This window comes from Bacillus cereus group sp. RP37 (assembly GCF_040459695.1).
In the GTDB taxonomy this organism is placed as follows: Bacteria; Bacillota; Bacilli; order Bacillales; family Bacillaceae_G; genus Bacillus_A.
Window position 1 is genome coordinate 242,850 of sequence record NZ_JARVHP010000002.1, and the last position, 16,637, is coordinate 259,486.

The following is a 16,637-nucleotide window of genomic DNA, read 5'->3' on the forward strand; positions in this document are numbered from 1 at the left end:
CAAAGGGGAATTATCAGAAAAACACCAAAAAGGGAATGACTTCTCTTGTTTCTTCTCCAATTTTTTTCGTAGTTTTACACGTTGGTACCCGCACATCTATTAAAGAAACTTAAAAGGTTTATAAAGGTGGTGGAATTTAAATGATAGAAGTATATATTGTAAGAATTCCTAATAAAATAGAAACTAGATTATTTAAACAATTACTAGGTTATGTTTCTAATGAAAAGCGAAAAAAGATTGAAAACTTTCACAGGAAAGAAGATAGTTATAGGGGGCTTATCGCGGACCTTCTTGTTAGAAGTTTGATTATACGAAAATATAGTATTTCAAATGAAGAAATTGAATTCAAAAATAATCTTTACGGAAAGCCGTATTTACATAATTTTTCTAATTTCGAATTTAATGTTTCTCATTCGGGTGATTGGGTTGTTTGTGCTGTAGATAAATTTTCAATTGGTATAGATGTTGAATTGATAAAGCCAATTGAATTCGATATAGCAAAAAGCTTCTTTGCAGAAGTAGAATATAATGATTTGCTTTCTATAGATCCACTAAGACAACTAGATTATTTTTATGATCTTTGGACTATAAAGGAAAGTTATGTAAAAGCTTTAGGAGAAGGATTAACAATTCCTCTGAATTCCTTTTTAGTTAAAAAACAGGATTTTAAACAAATTGAAATAATAAAATATAATAAAAAAACCCCATATTTTGTTAAACAATATGATATTGATGATCGGTATAAGTTATCAGTATGCGCTATGCATAATAGCTTTTCTGCTAATCCTCAACATGTTAATTTTTTTAGCATAGTGAAAGAAATACTGGGTAAAAAGGTATTATTTTAGTAGCAGGTGATCAATTGGATTATATGAATGTAAGTATCAAACCATCCTCACCTACAACTGTTTTATAATTATTAATTTTGTATATAAAATTAATAAGATTTATGATATGATGAAAGTATCAAAATACTTCTAAATCTATCTTGCAAAAGGACACACCTACGCATACATATGCCATCGGTGTGTCCTTTTTTGTTTTATATAAGTTTCTGAAAAAAGAGCGGGAACGGGAATTGTTTATAAGTAACATATCAACAATCAATGTATCTTTTGGGAATGTGGAGAAGCAGAATAAGGGATGTGAGATACCAACATGCGCCAAATGTAAAAAGCAATCATTTAGGGTTACGTTTAAAGAACATCTAAAAAAGTGGGTTCCATTTTGTCTATGGTGTGCTTATAAGGAAATGAATCCAGCAAATATCCCTATAAAGATAAGCTTTTAAAGGAGTAATTAATGAAAACATCAACAACTTATATTATTTATAATTTATTTAGCTGTATTTTTCGAAACAGGTTCGTAGTTCTTTATCCCTATATTTATCTATTGGCTTTATGGCGCATTTCATCATGGGGAAAATCACTTCACGCTAAAGTGCAATTATGTGTTTTTCTGGGTCTATCATTCTTACATTTTGTCTTATGGTTATTATGGTATTTAGGGTGATAGTGTGCTTTACAAGCTAGAATTAGTAGGATAATACATTAAGAAGTCTTGGAATAAGGTTATCTGGATTACACCTTACTTTTTGACATGACTGTATGCAGCAGTTCGACACAAATAAATGATTCAAAGTCGGACGGAATCCTACACAAAGGAATACAAAAGCACGCAGAAGGGAAAGGTATTGTTGACATTTCAGAAACTTAAAGGGTATGTGGATGAAGAGAAACATCATTATAACCGTAATGATACGGCCTAGCACCCTAATCTATTGCAATATAAATATTCGTACAAAATGGAGGTTTTTTGAATGAATGAAAACAAAAGAAACATGCTCTTATCCTTTATCATTTCAATTTTATTTATTTTCGCGAGTTTATTACCTTTTAGTAGTAATGAATGTGTGTATGTTATCTTCAAAATTGGTGCTGCAGCTGGTGTAATAAATATTGTAATGATGAGCGTCTTCTTTTATTTTCAAATCAAAAAAACGGGACATTTATTAAATTAGTAAAGTGAGATTTAATAGTTTCCATACCTTTTTCTTTTTAATAAGGGTATGGAAAACCGAAAAGGAGCGCAAAAGGTGAGTCAAGTACCTGGATTTTTGAAGTTTGTTTTAGCGAAAGAAAGACGGTATGTATATTTAGCGGTAGCAAAAAAGAAAAACAAAAGAGTACATACACATATTGTATATAGATTTGGTCCGTTAGAAAAAGCACTAGAAACCATGTATGTAATGCGTGATGATTTTGAGAATCTTTTCCCTTTAGAATTAAAAGAGAAGGGTTATGATTGGGAAGATATCAACGATTGGATAATTTCTATTGAAACAGGGTACTCCAAATACGGAAATAAACTAGTCATATATTAACAAACGTTTTACATTCTAAATAAGACAGGTGAGGGGAATATAGGATGTCAATCATTCGAAAGTATCAAATTGAAATTGCTTGGATGATAGCTACTAGTGCAACGGTCATAAGTTTGGTTTTTAGTGAATGGATGAAGCTGCCTCCATGTGATTTGTGCTGGTATCAAAGGATGGCCATGTATCCATTAGTATTAATATTAGGTATAGGTATCTATAGAAAAGATCCATACGTAAGTACATATGCATTTCCATTTGCATGTATTGGCCTATTAGTAGCCGTTTATCAAATCACGATTCAGGCTTTTCCTACAAGTGAATTGAAGATGTGTTCAGTAGGCGTTTCTTGTACGGAAGATTACTTGAATTTGTTTGGCTTCATCTCGATTCCTATGCTATCTTTTGTTGGATTTTTAGCCATAATAATCCTTCTATGTATTAAACCTGATAGAGAGACAAAAGAGCGAGCAACAAAGTAATTGTGAAATATATACTTAGACAAACTAAAAATATTCATAAATTGATTATAAAAACAAAAAAGAAATGAAAAAGGAGAAATAAAAAATGACAACAATACAAGTAAGTAATGAAATATGCAAAATTCCAGAAGCGGATGTAGAATTATTAAAGATTATGGCTCATCCAGTTAGATTACAAATCGTGAAAGAACTAGAACATGGCAAAGTTTGTAATGTAACACAGTTAACAGAGCTATTAGAGGTACCTCAATCTACTGTTTCACAGCATCTATCTAAAATGCGTGGGAAGATCCTGCGTTCAGAAAGAAGGGGATTAGAGATGTACTATCATATTGAGAATTTAAAGGCATGCCAGATTGTCAGTGTACTAGGTTTATAAAAATTTAAGCTAAATAGAAGATTATGTTAATAAAAATGAAAGAAGGGCAGATAAGCCAGGCTGCCCTTCTTTCATTTGTGATTTTGCATATATTTGTGCGCATTTAGTATAGCAAACATTTTTCTTTTCTATCAAATAAAAAGAGCCTGTATGCACAGGCTAAAATTACGTATGAAAAAGAGATCATGATACTCGATTTCTTTTTCATACAAGGGTTAGAGATTAGTTGCTATTCGACTCATACTCATTTTACGCTTAATACTTAGAATATTCAATCTAATTATTTGTTTCTCAATATGTTTTGTTTGTTTTTATATTATAATATACTTAATTCTTTTTAATTATGTAGCTCTCTATATTTTCCTGGGGTGAATCCTTTTAATAAGGATTCCTTTTTTATTGTTTCATACAATAATATAATTCAAATTTAATTTTAAAGTGGAGTATATTAATGATGAAACATCAAAACTTACGGTAGTTTATACGGCAACTGTTGAAATCGCTTGTTTATATAGGAATTGTTGTTTTCCATTGCTGGAGATCAGCACTGAAAATTTATCCACACCAATAATGATTCCAGGTATTCTAACTCCGTTGATTAGGATAATATTTACTATTCTTTGTTCCTCAATTAATTTCTTATAAAAATCGTCTTGTGTATACATTAATAGTTTCCTCCTCTCTTTAAATATTCTAATCTTTTTAAATTCTTCTTATCAATATAAAAGGAATGGAGTAATTATAACATTTCTAGGATAGGTTTTTATAAAAAATAAAAGCCCTTACAATGAAGTAATGAACTGTACCCCGAATCATGGACAATAAAAAAAGCCCTGTGATTTGGGGTTTTTGTGTATTTTTATCAAAAAACCTCGTTAAAGAAGAGAATTGTTAGAATAAAAGTAAACATATTCTTTATACTCAGCAACGTTCATTTAATTTAATTCAATTAAGTGGAAAACACCGACAACGTGTAGTAATTACTAGGGCGCTATCTTGCTATGTTGTTTTATTTATTGCTGATGGACCACAGCAAATAAAATTATTGAGTGTTCCAGGAACCCGCGCATAAAGAAGTTAATTGTGTAATTGTTGTTACGCATTCTCAAGAAGTTTTAAAAAATCAAACTGAGTAGTTTATTTAAGTGAATAGAAGTTAGAATAGTTAAGGAAAAGGATACTTTCGTTCTTAATTAACATAATTTTCAAAAATAAAATCTACGGATGTTAATATTTGTTATATATTATAGTTGTCAAAGTACTACCTCTGTAGTTTCTATGATGAATCGGTAAGATAGTTTGTTTGTCCCATATATTCACCTGATACAAAAAAACTTGTAGAGATTCCTGCAAGTTCTTTTTTTAAGGATTAAATGTGAATCTGGAATAAAGTAACGATTTTTTGAGGGGAGAAAAGTAAATGTTTATAAGAGCAGAAAGATTATTAATACGAAATTTTGAGTTTAAAGATTGGCAAGCTGTCCATGAGTATACATCAGATTGCAATGTTATGAAATACATACCTGAAGGGGTTTTTACTGAAGAAGATACAAGAAACTTTGTAAATAAAAATATGGGTGAAAATGCTAAGAACTTTCCTGTGATACTGATAGATGAAAATATTCTGATTGGTCATATTGTTTTTCATAAATATTTTGGTGAGCATACTTATGAGATTGGGTGGGTATTCAATCCTAAATATTTCAATAAAGGATATGCTTCTGAAGCAGCACAAGCTACATTGAAATATGGGTTTAAGGAAATGAAATTACATAGAATTATAGCGACATGTCAGCCACAAAATACCCCATCATATCGATTGATGGAGAGAATTGGAATGAGAAGAGAAGGCTATTTCAGGAAGTGTATCCCCCATGGAAATGAATGGTGGGATGAATATTATTACGCTATTTTAGAAGAAGAGTAGTGTTTCAGAGCGCATTATTTAAATCAAAATCACAATTTAAATTGTGATTTTGATTTTTGAGAATCGCTTGGTGTATAAAATCGTTAAAATGTGAGCGATGTGTCTGAAAAGTAAAGTTTATACAATGAGGAAAGTGAAATTGATAAAAAAACTCCCATATCTGTTTAATGATACGGGAGTTTTTATTTGAATAATCATTGGCTAGATACACAGTATTCCATATGCTGATTGCATTGATAATTAAATTTAATGCACTGGCACGCTGTAATTGGTCTTGTAGTGCTCATTCTCGAAAATCCCCGTATTTTCCAAAAAAATTACGTGTGCTAAGGCATTCGTAATTTCTCATAAATTCAATCTTTGTAGAATCTATCGGCATAAGGTTTTGAAAAAAATATAGTCTAGGTTAAACAGTGTTTTTCAATACGTCCCTTAGTGTTGGTATAAGACTGTTTTGCCGGGAGTAAGAGTCCATTTTGCTCATGACAATGGAATCTGATGCTGTTTCTTTGCTTTTTGTTTCTTATTTAATATTTTAAGATTTATATTGAAAATTCAAAGTCCTGGAAGTATCATATACATATTCAAACATTTGAAGATGTATATGATACTTTTGTGTTTTTAATCAAAAATAAGTAGGTGTTTTTATGGGAAATGAAATGCAACAATTTAAAGCTGATTTTTTTAAAGCCTTATCACATCCATTACGAATAGGTATTCTAGAACTATTGTCAGAGGGTGAAAGAAGTGTAAATGAAATTCAAACTATCCTTAACAAGGAAGGTTCAGCTGTTTCTCAACAATTAAGTGTGCTACGTTCAAAAAACATTGTTGTTGGTACTAAAGATGGAAAACGAGTTTTATATTCTCTACGAGACCCTATGATTGTGGATTTACTGGTAGTTGCACGTAAAATTTTTAACAACCATTTAATCGATACAATTTCAATGTTAGAAGAGCTAGATGAAACAGAAAGTGAAACCATGGTAACGGAGGGATAGGTTGAGCATTGACGTTAAAAAAGAAGATATCATTCAGCATGGGATTGAAGTATTTAGCTCAATAGGAGCTCATCATGTTTGTAATGTTTGTATTAAAAGTGGGCATTCTTGCTGTTTTTCATGCCAGCATCTACAGGATGGAGTTGGATGTCAAAAGAGAAATACAGCTTGTACAGCTTGGTTATGTGGGATTCAAAGCTTTTTATTTGATCAAATAGGGTTACTGAACGAATGGAATCGTTTCTGGAATGGAATTCCGGGGCAAATGTTTCGTAGAGATTGCACCCCAGATAATGTGAAAATTAAATCGTTCATTGAAATGAAAAATTTAGATAGTCGAGGTAGTTTACTTTTAGTAGAAAGGTTAAATTCCTATATACAAGAAGGAGGAGATATTGGTAAATTAGAACGTCATTTAAGTAAAACATATAACCAATATTAGGATGGTTTTCTTGTGTAAAGAGTTAAAAATTGTCTGTATAAGGGTATGAGAAACGCACTTGTAACTCAATTTTATCAAAAAAATATTCTTTCAAAAGAAGTAAGATTTATTAAAAATAGAAAAGAAGGGTTTGTAATGAGAGGATTATTTACGGGAAGGTTTGAAGGATACTCATTGGGACATTTTCAAAAGGATCTTCTTTCTGGAATGATTGTCGGAGTTGTAGCGATTCCACTTGCTATGTCCTTTGCTATAGCTTCTGGCGTTAAGCCGGAGTATGGGATTTATACAACATGTATTGCTGGGATACTCATTTCACTATTTGGTGGTTCGAAGTATCAAATTGGAGGGCCTACAGGTGCTTTTGTTCCGATTCTTTTAGGAATTGTAATTACCTATGGGTATGAAAATTTACTGCTTGCTGGTTTATTAGCCGGAATCATCTTATGCCTTATGGGAATTTTTAAACTAGGATCTTTGATTAAGTTTATTCCACGTCCTGTAACAATTGGCTTTACGTCAGGTATTGCTGTTATTATCTTTACGGGACAAATTGCTAGTTTCTTAGGTCTAACAGGTATAAAAAAGTATGAGGAATTTTCAGCGAATCTGAAGGAAATCTTTACGCATATCAATACTACCAATTTTTATTGTGTTATAACTGCTTTGATTTGCTTTTTTGTTATACTCATCACACCAAAGATTTTGCCAAAAGTACCAGGTTCATTAGTGGGTGTTGTTATTTCAACCGTAATTGCAACTGTATTTTTCTCAGGTCAGGTACCAACTATTGGTACAGCATATGGTACGATTCCAAATACACTTCCTCAGTTTGATATACCAGAAATCACATTAGAACGTATAAAACAGTTAATTGGTCCTGCATTTGTTATTGCGATGCTCGGTGGAATTGAATCTCTTTTATCCGCTGTCGTGGCAGATGGGATGACAAATAGTAAACATAACAGCAACAAAGAGCTTATCGGTCAGGGAGTTGCTAATATTGTAACCCCGTTATTTGGTGGAATTCCTGCAACTGGAGCAATTGCCCGTACAGCAACTAATATTAAGAGTGGAGCTGTATCTCCGCTGTCGGGTGTTATTCATGGGGGATTTGTGTTATTTACACTTTTACTGTTAGCTCCATATGCTTCACATATTCCTCTTGCTAGTATGGCTCCCATTTTAATGGTGGTAGCTTGGAATATGAGCGAACAAAAACATTTTTATCACATACTTAAAATGAAGACAGGAGACTCTCTTGTATTATTGATAACATTTTTACTTACTGTATTTACTAGTTTAACGACAGCTGTGGAAATTGGTCTTATTTTAGCTATTATTTTGTTTACAAAACGTATGAGTAATATGCTTGTCATAACAAAAGTGCTTCCTGATCATACAAAAAGGAATGAAAAATTGTTACCACATGTGGTAAATAAAGCTCATGACTGCCCACAAATTAGTATTTACACAATAGAAGGGCCATTATTCTTTGGGGCTGCTCAAACATTTGAACATAATATTTTAACGAACATTAATTATAAACCAAAGGTTCTAATTTTGCGTATGGGAAAAGTTCCTTTTATTGATACCACAGGAGAGTCTTACTTTAGGAATATCGTTCAGCATTTTAAAAAACAAGGTGGCATACTTCTTATTTCAGGAATTCAATCAGAACTAAAAGTAACATTAGATAAGAGTGGATTGTATGCTGAGATTGGGAAAGAAAACTTTTTTGATCATACTGGGGAAGCTATTAATTGTGCTTTAGGACATTTGAATACAAAAAAATGTATAGGATGTAAGCATTTCGCATTTCATGAGTGTACCGGGCTTTCTCAGCAATCGCAGGAAGTGAATACAATAAAGAATAAGACAAATGCATTAGATTTTTAAAAAATTCACTTCACATACAAAGTTTGTTTGATTCACTCTTTTAATCCTTTTATAAAAATAGAGAAGGAGAAAGTTTACTTTGGCAAATGCGGAGAATATTTTCCTTACGTTTAAACGCAAAATGAATTATATAAACGGTATCGATCATATATATTCCTTTTCCATAATAAACAAATACGAGATTTGTAATCACATATGTTCCGGGGAACAACTATCTGTTATGCCTTAATAACTATTATACAAAGACCAGGCATAATTTTGTAATGATGATGGGATAGGTTTTTAAAAAAATGTGTTAAAAAATAGAAGTCTATGAAGAAGTTTATTATAAATTATAGTTATAGAGGAGAAAAAATAATGTCTGAATTTAAAGATCAAGTGTTAAATGTGTTAGAAGAAGTATGTGAAAATGATATCGTAAAAGAGAACCCAGATGTGCAATTATTTGAAGAAGGAATTCTAGATTCTTTTGCTACAGTATCTTTATTAGTCGAATTTCAAGACCGTTTAAATATCGAAGTGTCTATTTCTGACTTTGACCGTGACGAATGGGCGACACCGAACATGATTATTAAGAAATTGAAAGCTATGGGATGAAAATAGGTGTTTGAGATACAGATAAGAACCACTTTTCAAAATTAAAGTTCATAATTGCTATTCTTATGAAGTTGTAAACAGAAATTTTAAAAAATACTTATTAGAATGATAAAGTGTGGAGGAAATAAAAATATGTCTAATTTACCAAATTGCCCAAAATGTAATTCAGAATACACTTATGAAGATGGAAATCTTTTTGTTTGCCCAGAATGTGCTCATGAGTGGACTTTAGAATCAGAAACTGAAAATAATGAAGATACAAAGGTTATTAAAGATGCTAATGGAAATGTCTTAAACGATGGTGATTCTGTAACAGTAATCAAAGACCTTAAAGTAAAAGGAACTTCATCGGTTGTGAAAATCGGTACAAAAGTAAAAAGTATACGTTTAGTAGATGGTGACCATGATATTGACTGTAAAATTGATGGTTTTGGAGCTATGAAATTAAAATCTAAATTTGTTAAAAAGATATAAATGCAATTTTAATGCAACAGAACTAGTTGAACTTAATTGTTTAAAATCAATTAATATACAACATTTTCAAGGTGGAAATTAAATATCTTTTATAAGAGAAAGATTTCATTCATGATAAGTATTCTTGAATGAAGTCTTTCTATTTTTTTGAACGCATCTCAACTGTATTTTTAAAAAATGATGCTTGAATATGCTAGAAACATAAGAAGGGAAATTCCTTAACGTGTGAAAATCAGCTTTTAAATCTGAAATGTTTCTTAGCGTATAATATCCACGTTTTGGTGGCGAGACTCTATGTAGCCACATATTGAGATGGCTCTTAGACTCTCCCTCAATAGCACAGAGCAAGTCTTTTTATTTACTTCTGGCTCGTATATTACATGATTATTAAGAAAAATCCTAGGGTCTTAATTCTGAGAAATAAAGAAAAACATTCTAATGTATGTTTCAGTTTAAAGAAAAGGAAGCATCTTTAATGTATACATATGGGGAAAACGTAGTTATATATTTATTTAAAAAAAGAGTAAGAAAATATTAAAAGAGAAGCTGGAAAAAATTAAAAACTTCGGTAATAGAATAACCTTCTTTACAGATTAAGTGACCTGTTTTATTAAAAGGGATTGAGTAATGATATATCTATAGAATATACAAATAATTTAGTGTTGGGTTAAATAAAGAATATCATCATTAAAATACATATTGATTGGTGCTGTTATTCATTCATTCTAATCTTAGTAATACCCTGATATAGACGTTAGTCCAAAAAGTTCACAATCTATTATTAGTAATTCAAGAAGATAATATAATGAAAAATATATTTTTTAATTTTAATATTTAAAACTTATGCATACATGTTACAATGAAGTCCTCCAATTTATTTTATTCTCCTATTTAGAATTTATGGTTTGGTATCCAATAATACAAAAATGGCTGTAGTAAATGAATGAAGTGAAGCGGCTAGAGTGGTTAAAAGGCTGTTAAGTATAATTATCCAAAGAATAAATTCACTTAGTTAAGTTTTAGTAAATTTATTATGGTAAGGATTTCATCCAATTTGAATCGTTCTAAATTAAACTTTTGATTCAATCAAAGTCAAAAATTATCTTTTAATTGAAGTCTATGTTTCATGCAGGTAATTTATAGTCTTAACATTGCTTAATATAGAAAAATAACATATTCGAAAGGTGGATAGATAAAACTCCGCTTGTAAAAATTAAATTGTTATATAAGAAGATATATGTAAAAGGATATAACGGTAATTTCATTTCGAATGATACCATAAATGAAAGTAGAAAAAATAAAGGAGCAAACGATTAAATAAACTATATAAGTTGAATGAAAGGAAGAAGTGGAAAGTGTTTAAAATAAAAGAAGGATTGGAACAAATGAAGCTTAAAACGAAGTTGTCCATGGCATTTATTGCAATATTAATTATACCTAGTCTTGTCGTAGGAGTATCATCTTATGATAAAGCAAAAACAGATCTTAATGAAACAATTCTACAAACTGCGAAAGATAATGTAAGTATTTTAAATAAGATAGTTGATGATGAATTAGAAAATAAACATGTAGATGTAACTCATTTTGCAAAGATACTTACACAAGGTGATTATAATGCTGACCAATTGCAAAATGTACAAAGTAAATTTGATCAATATATACAGTTACATCCAGAGATAGAAACAATTTATACTACATCCAGTAATAATCAATTTATTCATGCACCTGTTGGAAAAATACCAGAAGGATTTAATCCGTTAGAAAGTAGTTGGTATAAGGATGCAGTAAAAGCTAATGGAGAGATTATTGTTTCGTCTCCTTATAAATCAAAGGCTACAGGAAATATGGTAATAGCAATTGCAAAGCAAAATGCTGATAAAAGTGGTGTCATTGGTGTGGATTTGAATATTGATGATATCGTAAAAACTTCTAAAATGATAAAAATAGGAAAACAAGGCTTTGTATCTATAGTAAGTCAAGATAAGACTATAGTTGTTCATCCTACGCTTAAGCCAGGTGAGAAATTAGAAAAATCATTAGCAGATGAACTATACAAGAAAGAAGATGGAGTAATTACTTATAGCCTTAATGGTGAGGATCGAAACATAAGCTTTAAGACAAACAAAAAAACAGGTTGGAAAATAGCTGGCGTAATGCCTATTAAAGAAATTGAAGAGGCTACCAATCCTATTTTTTATAAAACGCTCACTATAATAGGGGCTTCATTGTTGTTAGGTGGATTTGTAATTTTCTTCATTCTTAAATCTATTATTAATCCATTAAGACAATTAGTTATTTCAGCTCAAAAAATTAGTCAGGGAGATTTAACTGAGAAAATAGATATTCGTTCAAAGGATGAACTTGGTCAATTAGGTGGTAGTTTCAATACAATGGCAGAGTCGTTACGTAATATAATTTCTCGAATTAATACATCTGCAGGACATGTGGCTGCTTCGTCTGAGGAACTAACTGCTAGCGTAGAGCAAGCCAGTATTGCGACAGAACAAATTACAAAAGAAATGGAAGAAATATCGAATAGTGCAGAAGTTCAAAATAATGAAGTGGCGTCTGGAGCGAATTTAATTGGTGATGTAACGCGTAACATTCAGTACGTAGCTGATAATGCTTCAGAAGTATCGGCCTCATCCTTATACACAAAAGAAAAAGCCAATGAGGGTGAACAATTAGTAGAACAAACTGTAACGCAAATGCAGTCTATACATCATTCTGTTTCTCAATCCGATAATGTAATTAAATTATTAGATAAGAAATCGCAGCAAATCGGAAGTATATTAGAAGCAATTCAAAGTATTGCAGCACAAACAAATTTATTAGCATTGAATGCAGCGATTGAAGCGGCTAGAGCAGGAGAGCAGGGGCGTGGATTTGCAATTGTTGCCGATGAAGTCAGGAAGTTAGCGGAGCAATCATCCGAATCTTCAATGGAAATTGGAAGTTTAATTAATGAAATACAAGCAGATGTACATGAGACTGTAAAAGCTATGAATGAAGTAGGAGTTGAAGTGCAGTCAGGGATTCAGGTTGCGAATGATACAAAACAAAGTTTTTATGAAATCTCAAAATCTGCAAATGATATCGTGTCAAAAGTACATGGTATGGTGGAATTATCAAATAAAATGACAAGTGATGTAATGGAAGTCGATACATCAATTAATCAAATATCTATGGCTGTGAAAGAGAATTCTTCAAGTATGCAAACGATAGCCGGTTCATCTGAGGAGCAACATGCTTCTATGGAAGAGATAAATTCTTCAGCAATACAATTAGCACAGATGGCCGAAGAACTTCAAGAATTAATTGGTGGATTTAAGATATAAGTTCAGATTCTAGGTTAGAATCCTAGATAGTATGTTTAAGGGTAGAAGTTAAAAACCTTATAATGTAGTAAGTAAATATAATATGTATTTTTTATAGAGATTGCACATGCAGATCAACTACTTTAAATGGTAGTTGATCTTTTTTATTAGATAGTCATTTTTGAATATCTCTTTCATTAAAGTGTAGTGTTGATACAGTAGTACATATTGAGCGAATTATCACATCCAAAAATCTTCAAAGTCTACGCCGAATCCTTTTCTTTTTAAGGCCCTAATTATCTTTTGACCATTCCCTAATGAAGGCTTGTATTGATTCGAACGAGAGATACGGCTAATTGTATTTTGGTTTACCCCACTCCATTCCTTTAATTCCGTTTGAGTAATATCATTCTTTCTTAAAAATTTACCAAACTTAGATAATGGTTTTCCTAAGCCAAACACTGCGAACACTCCTATTCGTAGATACTCTATTAATCACATTTTTACCAAAGCATGATTTTTTTAAACAAAAGTGTTAATAATGTACAAGCTGTTCGCAATATGATGTATCAAGGTCGCTATCAAAGTTGCTAGCAAACGTATTATCAAGATAGATATCAAATCAATTCGCCTTTGTATTGGCAAAGTACATACCAAATTAACTATCAAAGTAATGTTAACAAGGTAATAAGTGAATCAACCCTATGTTTTATAAGGTTTCTTATTCTGTTTATAAAGAGAACGGAGGCATTTAAATGCGAGTAAGGAAAGAAAGGATTTTTTTCCGCAAGTTTATAGATCGGTCATACAAAGATAAAGAAAATACAATTCGTAAATACAATTCATTAAGTCCTTTTGCATTCTTTCATATGTCCGATCAAGTGTTAAATACCTATATTGCATTAGGAGTAATGGGGACGGTTTTAATTGGGGCAGTCTTGTTAGAAAAGTATTTGGTACAAAATGACCATATATTTGCTGCAAAGTTTGTGAGTGGAAGTATTTATTATGGTATGCGAATTGGTGGAGTTTGCTTGATTGGATACGCATTTTTTCGCATCGTAATCATGTTTTAGGGAGGAATGGAGTAATGAGGATTATAAAGGAGTGGCTTCATACACAAAAGTTAAGGAATCGCCTTATAGAGGTGTTTGTAAAAGCAGGTTTATATACGGAACATCAAACACGTGGAGGGAAATTGCCTATTTATCCAAAGGTACATAAGGTTTCTTCTTCAACAGAAAGCGTGAGATATGTATTTACCATACCAAACGGATTAGATCCACAAAAGATTGAAAAGAAGTGGTTTTGTTTCCAGCAAATATTAGGACGGAATATTACGATTGAAGGGGATGTGAAAAAGTTTGTACTACATGTATTCGATTCAGATACTGGATTAAAACCTTATAAGTACTGTTATAAAGAGTGGCAGTCATTATTAAAGGAATACCGTCTTCCTGTTGTGGTTGGCCGGGATCAATTTGGAAAAATGATTACATACGATATGATTGATTCAAATTCACCACACTTATTAATTGCAGGGGAAACGGGAAGCGGAAAAAGTAGTATGGTGCGTGTTGTACTTTCCACATTCATTCAATATATGTCACCTGATAAGTTGCATTTGTATCTTGGAGATCTAAAAAATTCTGAATTTCATTTCTTGCGAAGAGTGAAGCATGTAAAAGAAGTTTGTATGGAAGAAATCGAAATGAAAATAATGCTTCAAAAGCTATGGAAGGAAATCAGAGAACGAAGAAAACTCATGGAACAATTTGAGGTTGACCATATTGATGCGTACAACAAATTGAACTCTGATCATCAAAAACCATATATTTTATTGGCTATCGATGAAGTGGCGATGCTTAAAGATGAAAAAGAGTGTATGACTACAATTGAAAAGATTTCAGCAGTCGGCCGATCACTTGGAGTCTTTCTTATGCTTAGTATGCAGAGGCCAGATGCAAAGGTTTTAGATGGTAAGTTAAAACTCAATATGACCGTAAGAATTGGTTTTAAATGTGATAGTGCAATTAATAGTAATATCATGGGTACTCCTGGTTCAGAGCATTTAGAGCAATCTGGCCAAATGATTTTAAAACGAAATGGATTAAAGAAAGTTCAAGCACCTTATTTGGAATTAAGTAAGGCAAAACAAATTGTTGAGCCCTATCGCATGTCTAAAGAAGAGAAAATGCTCCAAATGCCTCTAAAAGAAGAAATTCCTTTATTTGGGGTGTTAGATGATGAGGAGTAGAGATAAAGGAATTTTAAATGATTTGAAGCGATTTAGATGCATGTCCCGTGATGATATTATTGACTTGCATTTTCAAGGCTTAAAGAATGCAGTAACTTGTTGTAATACGGTTATGAAACGATTAAGGAGAGATGGTTATGTTGATGCGAACGTATTGCAGCACCCATACATTTATTTTCCACAACCAAGTTCTATCAAAAAGACGAGTCAAAAAATTCCTCATTTCCTTGGTATTGTTGACGTATACAAACAACTTGTCTACTACGAAAATCCTAAATTATTCAAAGTGGAACCTAAGTATGGGAAAGAGTATATGGAGCCAGATGCCTTTACGATATGGCGTAGATCTCCATTTTTTATTGAAGTTCAAAAGTCAGTATACAGTAAAAAAATAATGCAAGATAAGATAAATAGATATGAGTTATACTTCCATAGTCAAGAATGGCACAATGAATCTTGGCAACCGAAAGCTTCTAAATTTTTCCCTTCAATCCTAATCATTACTGACAAACATTACGATGTTCAATCTTCTTATTTCCGTATATTCCAAGCGAATTCTATAGGGGATTTTATGAATAATTTAATAATTAAATCATAAAGAAAGCCTGCGAAGTGCAGAGCTTTTTTCTTTTCAATAATCTATTAAGAAATGTATGATGCTGAGGTTAGATATCTTTATAATTTATGCCAATCAATCTATTGGTAAACAGCCAGAAAAGACAAACTATGAATTTCATATAAACCTCATATATAAAGAAAAAAGTAGTAGGTAAAAAGGGCGATCAAAAACGAAGAAAGTTCTTTTGCTATTATACAGACTGTAGTTAATAAAGAATATGGATTTTTCGAGGACTATAAACCAGAGGATATAGTTGTACCAAGTGTACCATTCTCATTCAGTGGAACGTTAGAATAGAGTCACCTTCGTAAAGAAGCAGTAGAAGCACTAGAAAAGTTATTTGATTTGCAAAGCAAGAAGGAATCCAGTTAAATGTTATTTCAGGGTTTCGCTCCTATAATTATCAAAAAAACTGTATGCAAACAATGTAAAAAGAAAAGGTCAAGAGCATACATAACGATAAAAGGAGCAAATTAATTTGCTCCTTTTTCACTTGAATTCTACATGAAATTTAGTATCAATGATTCCAAATGCAACTTTACATGGGAACGGATTTCTCCCTGTTGAAGCAGCACACATACATGAAAGTACCCAATATTCTAATTCTAAAGGTAAGCGGAATGCTTGGATACTCCCATCATTGTTTTTTACTGTTACAATCGGTGTATTTACCCTAGTTGTAGCGAAACCATCTGTCGTTATCATCGCTACTGCATCATTATTATGAAAACCAGCGCTTAAAACCTCGTATGTTAGTCCATCTTTCTCATTGATAATCATAGGTATATTTAAATAGGGATAGTTATTTATATCATTATGAGTAATTGTTCTCGCTGTATTCTTTCTTATATGATTCCCTTGCATTC

18 protein-coding genes and 2 pseudogenes are annotated in these 16,637 nt (G+C 31.7%); 17 read left to right on the top strand and 3 right to left on the bottom strand.

Annotated features, from left to right (window positions below):
- The first annotated feature begins 140 nt into the window (after nucleotides 1-140).
- The 5 genes from QCI44_RS29385 to QCI44_RS29405 all read left to right on the top strand — a co-directional run bounded on the left by QCI44_RS29385 (nucleotide 141) and on the right by QCI44_RS29405 (nucleotide 3,238).
- A complete protein-coding gene (locus QCI44_RS29385; protein ID WP_098986847.1) occupies nucleotides 141-848 on the top strand; it encodes a 4'-phosphopantetheinyl transferase family protein in 708 nt (235 codons plus the stop codon).
- A 971-nt stretch (nucleotides 849-1,819) separates the two neighbouring features.
- A complete protein-coding gene (locus tag QCI44_RS29390) occupies nucleotides 1,820-2,020 on the top strand; it encodes a hypothetical protein (protein ID WP_088083729.1) in 201 nt (66 codons plus the stop codon).
- A gap of 75 nt (nucleotides 2,021-2,095) precedes the next feature.
- A complete protein-coding gene (locus QCI44_RS29395) occupies nucleotides 2,096-2,383 on the top strand; it encodes a hypothetical protein (RefSeq protein ID WP_088083730.1) in 288 nt (95 codons plus the stop codon).
- Nucleotides 2,384-2,427: 44 nt separating this feature from the next.
- Nucleotides 2,428-2,859, top strand: a complete 432-nt coding sequence (locus tag QCI44_RS29400) for a disulfide bond formation protein B (protein ID WP_088083731.1) — start codon at nucleotides 2,428-2,430, stop codon at nucleotides 2,857-2,859.
- A gap of 85 nt (nucleotides 2,860-2,944) precedes the next feature.
- The gene (locus QCI44_RS29405; RefSeq protein WP_353811622.1) at nucleotides 2,945-3,238 is read left to right on the top strand and encodes an ArsR/SmtB family transcription factor; all 294 of its coding nucleotides are present in this window, start codon (nucleotides 2,945-2,947) and stop codon (nucleotides 3,236-3,238) included.
- Between the two features lie 479 nt (nucleotides 3,239-3,717).
- On the opposite strand, the gene hfq is transcribed toward QCI44_RS29405, so the two are convergent.
- Complete coding sequence (hfq, locus tag QCI44_RS29410) at nucleotides 3,718-3,903, bottom strand: RNA chaperone Hfq (RefSeq protein ID WP_016135898.1); 186 nt, start codon at nucleotides 3,901-3,903, stop codon at nucleotides 3,718-3,720.
- Between the two features lie 272 nt (nucleotides 3,904-4,175).
- Here hfq and QCI44_RS29415 point away from each other — a divergent pair.
- The 8 genes and pseudogenes from QCI44_RS29415 to QCI44_RS29455 all read left to right on the top strand — a co-directional run.
- Nucleotides 4,176-4,374, top strand: a pseudogene (locus QCI44_RS29415) (ABC transporter ATP-binding protein); the annotation flags it as partial.
- A 284-nt stretch (nucleotides 4,375-4,658) separates the two neighbouring features.
- Nucleotides 4,659-5,165, top strand: a complete 507-nt coding sequence (locus QCI44_RS29420; RefSeq protein ID WP_353811623.1) for a GNAT family N-acetyltransferase — start codon at nucleotides 4,659-4,661, stop codon at nucleotides 5,163-5,165.
- 647 nt (nucleotides 5,166-5,812) lie between these two features.
- The gene (locus QCI44_RS29430; protein ID WP_016090018.1) at nucleotides 5,813-6,166 is read left to right on the top strand and encodes an ArsR/SmtB family transcription factor; all 354 of its coding nucleotides are present in this window, start codon (nucleotides 5,813-5,815) and stop codon (nucleotides 6,164-6,166) included.
- A 1-nt stretch (nucleotide 6,167) separates the two neighbouring features.
- Entirely contained in the window at nucleotides 6,168-6,608 is a 441-nt protein-coding gene (locus QCI44_RS29435) for a hypothetical protein (RefSeq protein WP_016090019.1), read from the top strand.
- Nucleotides 6,609-6,743: 135 nt separating this feature from the next.
- A complete protein-coding gene (locus tag QCI44_RS29440) occupies nucleotides 6,744-8,507 on the top strand; it encodes a SulP family inorganic anion transporter (RefSeq protein WP_353811624.1) in 1,764 nt (587 codons plus the stop codon).
- 357 nt (nucleotides 8,508-8,864) lie between these two features.
- Nucleotides 8,865-9,104 carry a D-alanine--poly(phosphoribitol) ligase subunit DltC gene (dltC, locus tag QCI44_RS29445; RefSeq protein ID WP_046955295.1) on the top strand — a complete coding sequence of 80 codons (240 nt, stop codon included), beginning with the start codon at nucleotides 8,865-8,867 and terminating at the stop codon, nucleotides 9,102-9,104.
- Between the two features lie 132 nt (nucleotides 9,105-9,236).
- Nucleotides 9,237-9,578: a zinc ribbon domain-containing protein YjdM gene (locus QCI44_RS29450; protein WP_016090022.1), complete on the top strand. Its 342-nt coding sequence runs from the start codon at nucleotides 9,237-9,239 to the stop codon at nucleotides 9,576-9,578.
- Nucleotides 9,579-10,933: 1,355 nt separating this feature from the next.
- Complete coding sequence (locus tag QCI44_RS29455; protein ID WP_033659938.1) at nucleotides 10,934-12,916, top strand: methyl-accepting chemotaxis protein; 1,983 nt, start codon at nucleotides 10,934-10,936, stop codon at nucleotides 12,914-12,916.
- A gap of 219 nt (nucleotides 12,917-13,135) precedes the next feature.
- On the opposite strand, the gene QCI44_RS29460 is transcribed toward QCI44_RS29455, so the two are convergent.
- Nucleotides 13,136-13,357 (bottom strand): helix-turn-helix transcriptional regulator, encoded by a 222-nt coding sequence (locus QCI44_RS29460; RefSeq protein WP_016090024.1) that lies wholly within the window; start codon nucleotides 13,355-13,357, stop codon nucleotides 13,136-13,138.
- Between the two features lie 293 nt (nucleotides 13,358-13,650).
- On the opposite strand from QCI44_RS29460, the gene QCI44_RS29465 reads away from it, so the two are divergent.
- The 4 genes and pseudogenes from QCI44_RS29465 to QCI44_RS29480 form a co-directional block, all read left to right on the top strand.
- Complete coding sequence (locus tag QCI44_RS29465; protein ID WP_016090025.1) at nucleotides 13,651-13,971, top strand: hypothetical protein; 321 nt, start codon at nucleotides 13,651-13,653, stop codon at nucleotides 13,969-13,971.
- A 14-nt stretch (nucleotides 13,972-13,985) separates the two neighbouring features.
- Nucleotides 13,986-15,152 carry an FtsK/SpoIIIE domain-containing protein gene (locus tag QCI44_RS29470; RefSeq protein WP_016090026.1) on the top strand — a complete coding sequence of 389 codons (1,167 nt, stop codon included), beginning with the start codon at nucleotides 13,986-13,988 and terminating at the stop codon, nucleotides 15,150-15,152.
- Between the two features lie 22 nt (nucleotides 15,153-15,174).
- Nucleotides 15,175-15,750 carry a replication-relaxation family protein gene (locus tag QCI44_RS29475; protein ID WP_016090027.1) on the top strand — a complete coding sequence of 192 codons (576 nt, stop codon included), beginning with the start codon at nucleotides 15,175-15,177 and terminating at the stop codon, nucleotides 15,748-15,750.
- 55 nt (nucleotides 15,751-15,805) lie between these two features.
- Nucleotides 15,806-16,225: pseudogene (locus QCI44_RS29480) on the top strand (D-alanyl-D-alanine carboxypeptidase family protein); the annotation flags it as partial.
- A gap of 35 nt (nucleotides 16,226-16,260) precedes the next feature.
- On the opposite strand, the gene QCI44_RS29485 reads toward QCI44_RS29480, so the two are convergent.
- Nucleotides 16,261-16,635 (bottom strand): hypothetical protein, encoded by a 375-nt coding sequence (locus QCI44_RS29485; RefSeq protein WP_016135908.1) that lies wholly within the window; start codon nucleotides 16,633-16,635, stop codon nucleotides 16,261-16,263.
- Nucleotides 16,636-16,637: the final 2 nt, after the last annotated feature.